This window comes from Klebsiella sp. K5-306 (assembly GCF_051835185.1).
Taxonomy (GTDB): domain Bacteria; phylum Pseudomonadota; class Gammaproteobacteria; order Enterobacterales; family Enterobacteriaceae; genus Klebsiella; species Klebsiella oxytoca.
Map to the genome: position 1 here is coordinate 16,478 of NZ_JAIFJY010000003.1, position 13,494 is coordinate 29,971.

Genomic DNA, 13,494 nt, shown 5'->3' on the forward strand with positions numbered 1-13,494 from the left:
GGAAAAGGGTATCAGGCATGCAGAAAGAAAAACTTTCGGCCTTAATGGATGGTGAAACGCTGGATAACGAACTGCTCAATGAGCTGGAGCGTTCATCTGAAATGCAAAAAACCTGGGAGAGCTACCATCTCATCCGCGATACGCTGCGAGGCGATACGAGTGAGATGCTCCATTTTGATATCTCAGCTCGCGTCATGGCCGCCATTGAAAACGAGCCCGTTCGTCAGACGGTTCCTCTTATTCCGGAATCTCAGCCCGCACCGCACCAGTGGCGTCAGATGCCTTTCTGGCAAAAAGTTCGCCCGTGGGCCAGTTCGCTCACCCAGATGGGCGTTGCCGCGTGCGTGTCTCTGGCTGTGATTGTTGGCGTTCAACAGTATAATGGCCAGTCTGATACCTCTCAGCAGCCGGAAGCGCCGGTGTTTAACACCATGCCGATGATGGGTAAGGCCAGCCCGGTTAGCCTGGGCGTACCGGCGGATGCCTCAGCAGGTACCGGCCAGCAGGCTCAAGTGCAGGAACAGCGCCGCAGAATTAATGCTATGCTGCAGGATTATGAATTGCAGCGTCGCCTGCATGCGGAACAGCTGCAGTTTGGCCAGGCCCAGACTCAACAAGCCGCTGTTCAGGTGCCGGGCTATCAAACTTTAGGAACGCAATCGCAGTAATGAAGCAACTTTGGTGTGCCATGTCGCTCATGGCAGGCAGCCTGTTCTTCTCCGTCAACGCCTCGGCTGATACATCGTCCGGGGCGTTGTTGCAGCAGATGAATCTGGCCAGCCAGTCCCTTAATTACGAGCTCTCTTTCGTCAGCATCAACAAGCAGGGTGTTGAGTCGCTGCGCTATCGACACGCTAAACTGGATAATCGCACTCTGGCTCAGCTTCTCCAGCTCGACGGCCCCCGTCGGGAAGTGGTGCTGCGCGGAACGGAGATTAGCTACTTTGAACCCGGGCTCGATCCTTTTACGCTGAACGGCGACTATATTGTTGATTCGCTGCCCTCGCTGGTTTACTCCGACTTTAAACGTCTTTCATCCTATTACGACTTCATTTCCGTTGGGCGTACGCGTATTGCCGATCGTCTATGCGATGTGGTTCGCGTCGTGGCTCGCGATGGTACCCGCTATAGCTATATTGCCTGGCTGGATGCGGAAACTAAGCTTCCGCTGCGGGTGGATCTGCTTGATCGGGATGGCGAAACGCTTGAGCAGTTCCGGGTGGTCTCCTTCAACGTTGGCGATAACGTCAGCGCCAGCATGGAAACCCTGTCTAAAGCTAATCTACCTCCGCAGCTGTCCGTTCCGGAGGGGGGCAATAAGGCCAACTTTAACTGGGCGCCAACCTGGCTGCCGCAGGGTGTTGCCGAAGTGTCCAGCAGCCAGCGTCGCCTGCCCACTTTCGATGGGCCGGTAGAGTCCCGATTGTATTCCGACGGGCTGTTTAGTTTCTCCATTAATATCAATCGCGCCACGGCAAATAGCACAGATCAGCTACTGCGTACCGGCCGTCGTACCGTAGCGACTACCGTGCGTGATAACGCAGAAATCACCATTGTTGGCGAGCTGCCTCCGCAAACCGCCAAGCGGATTTCCGACAGTATCAAATTCAGGGCAGTACAATGATTAAAGAGTGGGCGACGGTTGTTTCCTGGGACAATGGCGTTGCGCTGGTGCATTGCGATGTCAAAGCCTCCTGCAGCAGCTGCGCTTCTCGCGCCGGTTGCGGAAGCCGGGTGCTGAATAAGCTAGGGCCGCAAACCAGCCATACCATTAGCGTTCCCTGCGAACAGCCGCTGTCGGCCGGGCAAAAGGTCGAGCTGGGTATTGCCGAGAGCAGCCTGCTAGGGTCGGCAGTATTGGTCTATATGGCGCCGTTAGTGGGTTTGTTCGTGATGGCATCAATATTCCAGGTGCTGTTTGCCAATGATTTCGCCTCCCTCTGCGGGGCGATACTGGGCGGCGTCGGCGGGTTTCTGGTAGCGCGCGGCCTCTCGCCGGGCCTGGCTTCCCGGCAGTCGTGGCAGCCGGTGATTCTTAGCGTCGGTTTACCGCCAGATTTAGTCCGCATCGAGACGACTTCCTCACCATTGGGTCAGTGATTTCACTGGCCCTTATCTTTATTTACAACTCACGCAAGAACTCGTCATTTACTCCAGCTATGCTAGCGGTAAGAGCATTTCCTGGTTTCGTGGATGTAGTGTAGAATGCGGCGTTTTCGGATTAAAAAACGTCAGGCACAGTACAGCGGCCTCATGATTCGCGTAAGGCATAATTAACTCTAAATATGAAGAATATACGTAACTTTTCAATCATCGCTCACATCGACCACGGTAAGTCGACATTGTCTGACCGAATTATCCAGATTTGCGGTGGCCTTTCCGATCGTGAAATGGCAGCCCAGGTTCTGGACTCCATGGATCTTGAACGTGAGCGCGGTATTACCATCAAGGCGCAGAGCGTCACCCTCGATTACAAAGCGTCTGATGGCGAAACCTATCAGCTGAACTTTATCGACACGCCCGGCCACGTCGACTTCTCTTATGAAGTTTCTCGTTCGCTTGCTGCCTGTGAAGGCGCTTTGCTGGTGGTTGATGCGGGGCAGGGCGTAGAAGCCCAGACGCTGGCTAACTGCTATACGGCGATGGAAATGGACCTGGAAGTTGTTCCGGTCCTGAACAAAATTGACCTGCCGGCGGCCGATCCGGAGCGCGTGGCGGAAGAAATTGAAGACATCGTCGGTATCGATGCTACCGATGCGGTGCGCTGTTCTGCAAAGACCGGCGTTGGCGTGCCGGACGTGCTGGAACGCCTGGTGCGCGACATTCCGCCGCCGGAAGGCGACCCGGAAGCGCCGCTGCAGGCTCTGATCATCGACTCCTGGTTCGATAACTACCTCGGCGTCGTCTCTCTGGTGCGTATCAAAAACGGCACCATGCGTAAAGGCGATAAAATTAAGGTGATGAGTACCGGGCAGGTGTATAACGCCGACCGCCTGGGCATCTTCACGCCGAAACAGGTTGACCGTACCGAGCTGAAATGCGGCGAGGTAGGCTGGCTGGTTTGCGCCATCAAAGATATTCTCGGCGCGCCGGTCGGCGATACGCTGACTCTCTCCCGCAACCCGGCGGAAAAAGCGCTGCCAGGCTTTAAAAAGGTTAAACCGCAGGTTTACGCCGGCCTGTTCCCGGTCAGTTCTGATGATTACGAGAACTTCCGCGATGCGCTGGGCAAACTGAGCCTTAACGATGCCTCTCTGTTCTACGAACCGGAAAGCTCCACCGCGCTGGGCTTCGGTTTCCGCTGCGGCTTCCTGGGTCTTCTGCATATGGAGATCATCCAGGAGCGTCTTGAGCGTGAATATGACCTGGATCTGATCACCACGGCGCCGACGGTCGTTTATGAAGTAGAAACCACCTCGAAAGAAGTTATTTACGTCGATAGCCCGTCCAAGCTGCCGCCGCTGAACAATATTCAGGAGCTGCGCGAGCCGATCGCCGAGTGTCATATGCTGCTGCCGCAGGAGTTTTTAGGCAACGTCATTACCCTGTGTATCGAAAAACGCGGCGTACAGACCAATATGGTCTATCACGGCAATCAGGTTGCGTTGACCTATGAAATTCCGATGGCGGAAGTGGTGCTCGACTTCTTTGACCGTCTGAAGTCTACTTCCCGCGGCTATGCCTCGCTGGACTACAACTTCAAGCGCTTCCAGGCCTCCAATATGGTGCGCGTGGATGTGTTGATTAACGGCGAGCGCGTGGATGCGCTTGCGCTGATCACGCATAACGATAATGCGCCGTATCGCGGCCGTGAACTGGTTGAGAAGATGAAAGAGCTGATCCCGCGTCAGCAGTTCGATATCGCTATCCAGGCTGCTATCGGCAACCACATCATTGCCCGTTCTACCGTAAAACAGCTGCGTAAAAACGTCCTGGCGAAATGCTATGGCGGCGACGTCAGCCGTAAGAAAAAGCTGCTGCAGAAGCAGAAAGAAGGTAAGAAACGAATGAAGCAGGTCGGTAACGTTGAGCTGCCGCAGGAAGCGTTCCTCGCCATTCTGCACGTTGGTAAAGACGGCAAATAACCCTAAGGAGTTGGCATGGCGAACATGTTTGCCCTGATCCTGGTCATCGCTACTTTGGTGACGGGTCTGTTGTGGTGCCTGGATAAGTTTATCTTTGCGCCAAAACGTCGCGAAAGTCAGGCCGCTGCCCAGGCGGCGACCGGCGACCAGCTGGACAAGAAAACGCTGAAAAAGGTGGGCCCGAAACCGGGCTGGCTGGAAACCGGCGCTTCAATCTTCCCGGTACTGGCGATTGTTCTGGTGGTTCGCTCATTTATTTATGAGCCCTTCCAGATCCCATCCGGCTCAATGATGCCGACGCTGCTAATCGGCGATTTTATTCTGGTAGAGAAGTTTGCTTACGGCATTAAGGATCCGATTTACCAGAAAACGCTGATCGAAACCGGGCATCCGAAGCGCGGCGATATCGTCGTCTTTAAATATCCGCAGGATCCGCGCCTGGATTATATCAAGCGGGCCGTCGGCTTACCGGGTGATAAAGTCACTTACGATCCGATTGCTAAACAGGTCACTATCCAGCCGGGCTGCCGTTCTGGTCAGGCCTGCGGCAACGCTCTGCCGGTCACTTACTCCAACGTTGAGCCGAGCGATTTCGTACAGACCTTCTCCCGCAGCAACGGCGGTGAAGCGACCAGCGGTTTCTGGCAACTGCCGAAAGGCGAGACCAAAGCGAATGGCATTCGTCTGACCGAACGTAAAGAGACGCTGGATGACGTGACGCACCGCATTTTGACCGTGCCGATTGCGCAGGATCAGGTTGGGATGTATTACCACCAGTCCGGGCTACCGCTGGCAACCTGGATTGTCCCCCCGGGGCAGTATTTTATGATGGGTGACAACCGCGATAACAGCGCCGACAGCCGTTATTGGGGCTTTGTGCCGGAAGCGAATCTGGTGGGTAAAGCAACCGCAATCTGGATGAGTTTCGAAAAACAGGAAGGTGAATGGCCTACCGGCGTACGTTTATCGCGCATTGGCGGCATTCATTAATTTTCCTGCCTTATTCACGCTGCCGCCGCAATAACGGCAGCGTGAATTATTTAATATTTAAATCTATTCAAACTAACGACATCCCTTGTCGTTGCGTATAGAATATCCCCCCGAAGTTTTAGGTTGTCTCTCGTAAGATTGACACAGCACACGAAACCGCGTTGGTGTTTACTCAGGTCGGTTTCGTGTGCTGCATTTTTGACGCATTCATCTATTGGTAACGCATGAACCCCATCGTAATTAATCGGCTTCAACGGAAGCTGGGCTACACTTTTCATCATCAGGAGCTGTTGCAACAGGCATTAACTCACCGCAGTGCCAGCAGCAAACACAATGAGCGCCTGGAGTTTTTAGGCGACTCAATATTGAGCTTTGTGATCGCTAACGCCCTCTATCATCGTTTCCCTCGGGTAGACGAAGGCGATATGAGCCGCATGCGCGCGACGCTGGTACGAGGCAACACGCTGGCAGAAATTGCCCGCGAGTTCGAATTAGGTGAATGCCTGCGTCTTGGGCCGGGTGAACTGAAAAGCGGAGGCTTTCGCCGTGAATCGATACTGGCGGACACCGTTGAAGCTTTAATCGGCGGGATTTTCCTCGACAGCGATATTCAGAACGTTGAGCGCCTTATCCTCTCCTGGTACCAGAGCCGTCTGGACGAAATCAGCCCTGGTGACAAGCAAAAAGATCCGAAGACGCGCTTGCAGGAGTATCTGCAGGGGCGTCATCTGCCGCTGCCGTCTTACCTGGTGGTACAGGTTCGCGGTGAAGCGCACGATCAGGAATTTACTATCCACTGCCAGGTTAGCGGCCTGAGTGAACCGGTGGTTGGCACGGGTTCTAGCCGTCGCAAGGCGGAGCAGGCTGCCGCCGAACAGGCGCTGAAAAAGCTGGAGCTGGAATGAGCGAAGAAAAGAACTACTGCGGATTTATTGCCATCGTTGGTCGTCCAAACGTGGGCAAATCCACATTGCTGAACAAGCTGCTCGGGCAGAAGATCTCGATCACTTCCCGAAAAGCGCAGACCACGCGTCACCGCATCGTCGGTATCCATACTGAAGGCCCGTATCAGGCGATCTACGTCGATACCCCCGGTCTGCATATGGAAGAAAAACGCGCGATTAACCGCCTGATGAACAAGGCGGCAAGCAGCTCTATTGGCGACGTTGAGCTGGTTATCTTCGTGGTTGAAGGGACCCGCTGGACGCCGGACGACGAGATGGTGCTCAACAAGCTGCGCGACGGTAAAGCGCCGGTGATTCTGGCGGTCAACAAAGTCGACAACGTCCAGGAAAAAGCGGATCTTCTGCCGCACCTGCAGTTCCTCGGCAGTCAAATGAACTTCCTCGATATCGTACCGATTTCTGCGGAAACGGGGCTGAATGTTGATACGATCGCCGGTATCGTGCGCAAGCATTTGCCGGAGGCGATTCACCACTTCCCGGAAGATTACATCACTGACCGTTCGCAGCGCTTTATGGCTTCCGAGATCATTCGTGAAAAGCTGATGCGTTTCCTTGGCGCAGAACTGCCATATTCCGTCACCGTCGAAATTGAGCGTTTTGTGACCAATGAGCGCGGCGGTTACGACATTAATGGCCTGATTCTGGTTGAGCGCGAAGGGCAGAAGAAGATGGTGATTGGTAACAAAGGGGCCAAAATCAAAACCATCGGTATCGAAGCGCGTAAAGACATGCAGGATATGTTTGAAGCGCCGGTTCACCTTGAGCTTTGGGTGAAAGTGAAATCCGGCTGGGCTGATGACGAACGCGCGCTGCGCAGTCTCGGTTACGGCGACGATCTTTAAGTTTGGATACTCTATGGCTTTCGAGGTGCAGGACAAAACACAAAGTGTTTTGAACAGCGCTTGCGCTGGCTCCGAAGGAGCGAGGCCAGAGGCTGAGTCGCGCGGCAAGAACGCGAGTCCCCGGGAGCTTACTTCAGTAATTGACTGGGGTCAGTGGGCGCAGCCAACGCACCTGCGGCTTGAAAGACGACGAGTATGATGGAAGGCTGGCAACGCGCTTTCGTACTGCATAGTCGTCCCTGGAGCGAAACCAGCCTGATGCTGGACGTCTTCACGGAAGAGTCCGGTCGCGTGCGGCTTGTTGCAAAAGGCGCACGTTCCAAACGCTCCAACCTCAAAGGCGCTCTTCAGCCTTTTACCCCCTTACTGCTCCGCTTTGGCGGGCGCGGCGAAGTTAAAACGCTGCGCAGCGCGGAAGCCGTCTCGCTGGCGCTCCCTCTCAGCGGTATCACGCTCTACAGCGGACTTTACGTCAACGAACTGCTCTCTCGCGTGCTTGAGCACGAAACGCGCTTCTCGGAACTCTTTTTCGATTATCTGCACTGTATCCAGTCGCTGGCTGGCGCTACAGGCTCGCCGGAACCGGCGCTTCGGCGGTTTGAGCTGGCGCTGCTTGGGCATCTGGGATATGGCGTTGATTTCCTGCACTGCGCCGGCAGCGGAGAGGCGGTTGACGATACGATGACCTACCGCTACCGTGAAGAGAAAGGATTTATTGCCAGCGTGGTTATTGATAACAACACCTTTACCGGGCACCATCTGAAGGCGCTGGCCAGCCGCGAATTTCCGGACAGCGATGCGCTGCGCGCGGCAAAGCGTTTCACCCGAATCGCCCTGAAGCCCTATCTTGGTGGGAAGCCGTTAAAAAGTCGCGAGCTGTTTCGTCAGTTTTTGCCCGCACGGGCCGATAAAACAAATAACGATTAACGAGGATTGTCATGGCTGAATTACTGTTAGGGGTCAACATTGACCACATAGCGACATTACGCAACGCTCGCGGTACCGCTTATCCGGATCCGGTACAGGCGGCCTTTATCGCCGAGCAGGCAGGCGCTGATGGTATTACCGTTCATCTGCGCGAAGATCGCCGCCATATTACCGATCGCGACGTACGTATTTTGCGCCAGACTCTGGATACCCGCATGAACCTTGAGATGGCGGTGACGGAAGAGATGCTGAAGATTGCCTGTGAGACTCAACCGCATTTCTGCTGCCTGGTGCCGGAAAAACGTCAGGAAGTGACAACCGAAGGCGGACTGGATGTGGCGGGGCAGCTCGATAAAATGCGCGATGCCTGTAAGCGTCTGGCCGATGCCGGTATTCTGGTCTCCCTGTTTATTGATGCTGACCACGCGCAAATTAAGGCCGCAGCGGACGTTGGCGCGCCTTATATCGAAATTCACACCGGCTGCTATGCTGATGCGCAAACGGACGCCGGACAGGCAAAAGAGCTGGAACGTATCGCCAAAGCGGCAACCTATGCCGCGAGCCTGGGGCTGAAGGTCAACGCCGGTCACGGCCTGACGTACCATAACGTTAAGGCTATTGCCGCGCTGCCGGAAATGCACGAGCTGAACATCGGCCATGCGATTATTGGCCGGGCGGTAATGAGCGGCCTGAAGGAAGCGGTTGCGGAAATGAAGCGTCTGATGCAGGAAGCTCGCGACTGATGGCGATTCTCGGACTGGGTACTGATATTGTTGAAATTGCCCGTATTGACGCGGTGATAGCCCGCAGCGGCGATCGTCTTGCCCGTCGCGTACTCAGCGATTTTGAATGGGCAATATGGGAACAGCATCAGCAGCCGGTCCGTTTTCTGGCGAAGCGTTTCGCCGTTAAAGAAGCGGCGGCCAAGGCGCTTGGCACCGGCATCCGCAACGGGCTGGCGTTCAATCAGTTTGAGGTTTACAACGACGAGCTGGGTAAGCCAAAGCTGCGATTGTGGGGCGAGGCAAAGGGTCTGGCGGAGCGTATGGGCGTAAGCAGCATTCACGTGACGCTGGCCGACGAGCGTCACTATGCCTGCGCCACGGTGATTATCGAAAGCTAATTGTTACAGGCCGGAGAGGTCGGTTAACGCCGCCATCCGGCAATATCACAGTTTGTCCGCGTGGTGCAGCAGGACAAACTTATCCCACAGCTGCTCTTCATTCTCGTTATGGGCCGGATCTTTCAGAATGGTATTTGGGATCGGGCACACCTTCTGGCAGGTTGGCGTATCATAGTGGCCGACGCATTCGGTGCAGCGATCGCTGTTAATTTCATAAATGCTATCACCCATGGATATCGCCTCATTCGGGCACTCCGGCTCGCACATATCGCAGTTGATACATTTTTTGGTGATTAACAGCGCCATCAGGAATTTCTCAGAAACAACACAAACAGGGCGGGCATTATACGCCCATTTTTCGCTCGGGCCAGCTCTTTTCCACCGCTGATTGGCCCTCAACGGTGTAAAAATTTTTGATCTGCTTGAGCAGACAGATAGTCGCGTTGTCCAGCGAAAGGTCGTTGCTATGCACCAGCATCACCGGAATAAAGAACGCAGGAATATTCAGGGAAACCAGACGAACGTTTTTCGGCGTGGACAAACGGGTTAACGAGCGGGTAATAAAGGCGATACCAATCTGGGCCTCAGCATATTCAAGGCACGAATAGTGGTTATCCAGCTCGCAGATGATGTTGGGAACGACCTTGCGGTGATTAAATTCAGTCGTGATGATGCCTCTCAATAGCAGGGAATCATTGAGCACTATAATGGATTGATCGTTTAAATCCTGTGGATCGATACGCTCGTACAGCGCCAGAGGATGCGAAAGCGGAATGGCGGCGATAATTTCATCCTCAAATAGCATCGTCGAGCTAAGCTGGGCGGGGAGGGGCGTTCGGTAAACAATGCCAATATCGACGGCGCTGTCCGTCAGTTTTTTTATCGTTTGCTCCGTAGAAAACTCCTTAACATTTAAAGAGATCGCCGGATGGTGCGCCATAAAGCTACGAAAGGCGGGCAGAACCAGATAGCTGCCTGACACGCCAATAGATATTGTGTCCCGTTGCTGGTTCTGATAAGGCAGAAGTTCGTTCTCTGCATTTTTCAGATCCACCATTATTTTGTTAGCGTGTTGTTGCAATATAATTCCGGCTTTTGTTAATTCAATACCTCGCCCTCTTCGTGAGAATAATATTGTTTTGAGTGATGACTCAAGTTGTTTTATTTGCTGGCTTAATGATGGCTGAGTAATAAACAAGCGTGCGGCTGCCCGGCCGTAATGCCGTTCATCGCACAATATCAGAAAAGAGTGCAGCTGCTTGATATTCATTAAGGTCAGATACCATCGATTGAGTTTTGTTATAACGATTATAAAAAATACCAAATTGTTTGCCTATTTTGCTTTTTTTAAACTGTGATCAGTGCATTTTAAAAAAGGAATAATTATGACAGCATCAATCAACCGCTGGGGAATGCTTGCAGCCCACGTGTGCATAAATTTTGTACTCGGAGGCGTCTACGCCTTTAGCTATTTTAAAACGCCATTAATGGCGCAATATCACTGGGACCCGGCTACGCTGGCTTTAGCATTCTCTATCAATATGGGGATCATTCCTTTACCCATGATTTGGGGTGGGAGAATGATCGATAATGGTAAAGGCAAGCAGGCGATAGTTATCGGCGGTATCCTGTTCTCCTTAGGCTTTATCCTATCCGGATTCGTGGATAATTTGCCAATGCTATTCTTAACCTATGGCGTCATTGCAGGGCTCGGTTCCGGCCTTGCTTTTACCGGCAATCTGAATAATATTCTGAAGTTTTTCCCCGATCGCCGAGGTCTTGCCAGCGGTATTGTCCTGGCCGGAGTTGGCGTGGGTACGTTACTTTGCACCCGCCTGGCTGAATATTTTATGACGCAAACGCACGATGTCAGCCGGGCCTTATTATATCTCGGTATTGTATATCTGGTGGTTATCTTCATTGTTCAGTTTTTTATTCGCAGCGCGCCAGCGAAAGATAGTGGCGAAATTAAAGCATCGCCACTGGATAAAGACTTTCGACATATGTTAAAGGATCTCCGTTTTTGGCTGCTATTCGTTATTCTGGCTTTGGGCGTTTTCTCCGGAATGGTCATCAGCTCAAGTTCAGCGCAAATTGGTATGATGCAGTATGGTTTACTGTCTGGCGCCTTGGTTGTCAGTCTGGTATCGATATTTAATTCTATTGGTCGTTTATTCTGGGGGGGATTAACCGATAAGCTTGGAGGATATAATACACTGATAATTGTTTATCTTTTTACCTGCCTCTGCATGCTCTTGTTATTATTCTTTAATGGTAATACGGCGGTATTCTACTTCAGCGCTCTGGGCGTGGGCTTTGCTTATGCGGGTATATTAGTTATCTTTCCCGGATTGACCAGTCAGAATTTTGGGATGCGCAATCAGGGACTCAATTATGGCTTTATGTATTTTGGCTTTGCCGTCGGCGCAGTTATTGCGCCGTATGTAACCTCCGCTATTGCAAAATACACAGGAAGCTACAACACGGTATTTATCCTGACCGTGGCGCTATTGCTTATTGGTGTCGTATTAACCCTGATTACCAAAAAATATATCGCAGTGGTTTTAGCCAAAATTCATTGATCAAAGCGTAAGGAAATAAAGATGAAAATTGCAATCGCAGGCGCCGGGGCTATGGGCTGTCGTTTTGGCTACATGCTGCTGGGGGCCGGGCACGACGTGACGCTTATCGATGGCTGGCACGAACATGTCAACGCCATATGCAGCAACGGGCTGTTTGTCGAAACAGAAGTAAGCCAGCAGTATTATCCCATTCCGGCAATGCTGGCTGATGAATCGCAGGGGGAGTTCGAGCTGGTTATTCTGTTTACTAAAGCCATGCAGCTCAATCGCATGCTGCAGCATATTAAGCCGCTGCTGCCAGCCGCGAAGGTCGTCATGATTTTATCGAATGGCCTCGGAAATATTGAAACCCTGGAGAAATACGTCGATCGGCAAAAAATTTATGCTGGCGTGACGCTATGGTCCAGTGAACTGGAGGGCCCTGGGCATATTATGGCCACCGGCACCGGAACGATTGAACTGCAACCGGTTGCCAGCCAGGACGCCGCTCTGGAAGAAAATATCGTTGCCGTTCTCAATAGCGCCGGATTGAATGCTGAAATAAGTCCTGACGTACTCTTATCGATCTGGAAGAAAGCGGCTTTTAATAGCGTGATGAATACCTACTGCGCGCTGCTGGACTGTAATGTCGGCGGCTTCGGTCAACTGCCGGGCGCATTAGATTTAGCGCAGGCGGTGGTGGATGAATTTGTATTAGTTGCCGCCAGCCAGAATATTCCGTTGAGCGGAGAGATGGTAATGAATACGGTGAAGAAGGTCTTCGACCCGCGCGAAAGCGGCCATCACTATCCCTCTATGTATCAGGATTTGCAAAAGGGGCGACTTACGGAAATTGACTATTTAAACGGCGCCATCGCGCGAATTGGCATGCAGAATAATATCCCCGTGCCGGTGAATACGCTTCTGACGCAGCTTATTCACGCAAAAGAAGCGCAATAAACCCAGAGGCTCTTTCGCATGGTGCGAAAGAGCCTCTGTCAAACCAGCTTTTTCACCAGCGCTTCGCTATGGCGAATCCGCTCCGGGGCACGCTCAAGATCCTGCTGCACCAGTCCCATAAACAGAAGATCGGTCAGCATCATCTGCGCGCTGGTAGAGGAGATCGCGGCGCTGCGCGTAGCCTGTTCTTCCGCTATGGTATACAGGCACAGCGTCGCCTGTTGCTGAAGAGCGTTAGGGTTAAATCCGGTGATCGCCAGGATCTGACTTCCTACTCGTAACGCTTCACCAGCCGCCATGTTGATCTCGCGTCGTTCACCGGAGTAGGAAATAGCCAACAGCAGATCGTCCGGAGACATCGCCTGTACCGTCGCCAGCAGCGCATGCATATCCTGTTCTGACACGGCATTAATGCCGATTTTCATTAGCTTCCAGCTGAAGTTTCTTGCCACCAGCCCCGACGCGCCAATACCGGTAATAATGACCCGGCGGGCGTGGCGCAATAGCGTGACGGCTTCGAGCAGCTTCTCTTCGGCGTTGACGTCCAGCGAAGCGTGCATGGCCGCGATATTATCTTTAATGAGTTTTTCGCCTACCAGACGGAGAGGATCGTCGCCGCGGATCTGATTATGTACCGGCACGGACTGTGGCGTAGGGGCGCTTGCCAGGGCTTCGCTTAACGCCAGCTTTAATGCCGGAAAACCTTTGAAACCCATCTTCTGCGCAAATTTGACTACGCTTGACTGGCTGACCCCGGCTTCGCCCGCCAGCTGTTGTGAGCTAAGGTGGCGGGTTTTATCCGGTTGGGCCAGAATGAAATCGGCCAGTTTTTTATCGCTTGCGGCCAGCGTTGGGTAGCGCTGGCGAATACGGGTCAAACAGTTCATAGCGGCTCCGGAGGACGGCTTCACCCTCGACTGAAAGAATTTTGTATTCGATTATAAGAGGATTACTGCGAATTAAAAATTCTGAGCTTCAGATTTCTCTGCAGAAGCGTTTTCTTAATCCGGATTCAACAACAGCGTATGTTTTCGCTATTCG

Annotated in this window: 15 protein-coding genes; 12 read left to right on the top strand and 3 right to left on the bottom strand. The window is 52.9% G+C overall.

What is annotated here, in order from left to right:
• Positions 1 to 17 precede the first annotated feature (17 nt).
• From rseA to acpS, 10 genes are all read left to right on the top strand, one after another.
• On the top strand, positions 18 to 668 hold the full coding sequence (gene rseA / locus K2184_RS05800; RefSeq protein WP_004104582.1) for an anti-sigma-E factor RseA: 651 nt from the start codon (positions 18 to 20) through the stop codon (positions 666 to 668).
• The gene (gene rseB, locus K2184_RS05805; protein WP_004104581.1) at positions 668 to 1,624 is read left to right on the top strand and encodes a sigma-E factor regulatory protein RseB; all 957 of its coding nucleotides are present in this window, start codon (positions 668 to 670) and stop codon (positions 1,622 to 1,624) included. Before rseA ends, rseB begins: the two co-directional genes overlap by 1 nt.
• Positions 1,621 to 2,100 carry a SoxR-reducing system protein RseC gene (gene rseC / locus K2184_RS05810; RefSeq protein ID WP_004104579.1) on the top strand — a complete coding sequence of 160 codons (480 nt, stop codon included), beginning with the start codon at positions 1,621 to 1,623 and terminating at the stop codon, positions 2,098 to 2,100. Before rseB ends, rseC begins: the two co-directional genes overlap by 4 nt.
• Positions 2,101 to 2,285: 185 nt before the next feature.
• Positions 2,286 to 4,085: a translation elongation factor 4 gene (lepA, locus tag K2184_RS05815; protein WP_004104577.1), complete on the top strand. Its 1,800-nt coding sequence runs from the start codon at positions 2,286 to 2,288 to the stop codon at positions 4,083 to 4,085.
• Between the two features lie 15 nt (positions 4,086 to 4,100).
• Complete coding sequence (lepB, locus tag K2184_RS05820; protein WP_163525798.1) at positions 4,101 to 5,075, top strand: signal peptidase I; 975 nt, start codon at positions 4,101 to 4,103, stop codon at positions 5,073 to 5,075.
• 224 nt (positions 5,076 to 5,299) lie between these two features.
• Positions 5,300 to 5,980, top strand: coding sequence for a ribonuclease III (gene rnc, locus K2184_RS05825; RefSeq protein ID WP_004104573.1), 681 nt, complete (start codon positions 5,300 to 5,302; stop codon positions 5,978 to 5,980).
• Positions 5,977 to 6,882, top strand: a complete 906-nt coding sequence (gene era / locus K2184_RS05830) for a GTPase Era (RefSeq protein WP_004104571.1) — start codon at positions 5,977 to 5,979, stop codon at positions 6,880 to 6,882. The genes rnc and era overlap by 4 nt, the downstream gene beginning before the upstream one ends.
• 198 nt (positions 6,883 to 7,080) lie before the next feature.
• On the top strand, positions 7,081 to 7,809 hold the full coding sequence (recO, locus tag K2184_RS05835) for a DNA repair protein RecO (RefSeq protein WP_024274566.1): 729 nt from the start codon (positions 7,081 to 7,083) through the stop codon (positions 7,807 to 7,809).
• 11 nt (positions 7,810 to 7,820) lie between these two features.
• Positions 7,821 to 8,552, top strand: coding sequence for a pyridoxine 5'-phosphate synthase (pdxJ, locus tag K2184_RS05840; RefSeq protein WP_023329928.1), 732 nt, complete (start codon positions 7,821 to 7,823; stop codon positions 8,550 to 8,552).
• Entirely contained in the window at positions 8,552 to 8,932 is a 381-nt protein-coding gene (gene acpS, locus K2184_RS05845) for a holo-ACP synthase (RefSeq protein WP_004104568.1), read from the top strand. The genes pdxJ and acpS overlap by 1 nt, the downstream gene beginning before the upstream one ends.
• Positions 8,933 to 8,977: 45 nt before the next feature.
• Here the strand turns inward: acpS and K2184_RS05850 are convergent, their stop codons facing one another.
• Both K2184_RS05850 and K2184_RS05855 read right to left on the bottom strand, forming a co-directional pair.
• Entirely contained in the window at positions 8,978 to 9,238 is a 261-nt protein-coding gene (locus K2184_RS05850; protein ID WP_004114478.1) for a YfhL family 4Fe-4S dicluster ferredoxin, read from the bottom strand.
• A gap of 37 nt (positions 9,239 to 9,275) precedes the next feature.
• A complete protein-coding gene (locus K2184_RS05855) occupies positions 9,276 to 10,202 on the bottom strand; it encodes a LysR family transcriptional regulator (RefSeq protein ID WP_142448195.1) in 927 nt (308 codons plus the stop codon).
• Positions 10,203 to 10,317: 115 nt separating this feature from the next.
• Here K2184_RS05855 and K2184_RS05860 point away from each other — a divergent pair, with 115 nt between their 5' ends.
• A complete protein-coding gene (locus K2184_RS05860) occupies positions 10,318 to 11,514 on the top strand; it encodes an L-lactate MFS transporter (protein ID WP_004104562.1) in 1,197 nt (398 codons plus the stop codon).
• A 21-nt stretch (positions 11,515 to 11,535) separates the two neighbouring features.
• Positions 11,536 to 12,453 carry an oxidoreductase gene (locus tag K2184_RS05865; protein ID WP_004114473.1) on the top strand — a complete coding sequence of 306 codons (918 nt, stop codon included), beginning with the start codon at positions 11,536 to 11,538 and terminating at the stop codon, positions 12,451 to 12,453.
• A gap of 38 nt (positions 12,454 to 12,491) precedes the next feature.
• On the opposite strand, the gene K2184_RS05870 is transcribed toward K2184_RS05865, so the two are convergent.
• On the bottom strand, positions 12,492 to 13,340 hold the full coding sequence (locus K2184_RS05870; protein ID WP_047720788.1) for a MurR/RpiR family transcriptional regulator: 849 nt from the start codon (positions 13,338 to 13,340) through the stop codon (positions 12,492 to 12,494).
• Positions 13,341 to 13,494: the final 154 nt, after the last annotated feature.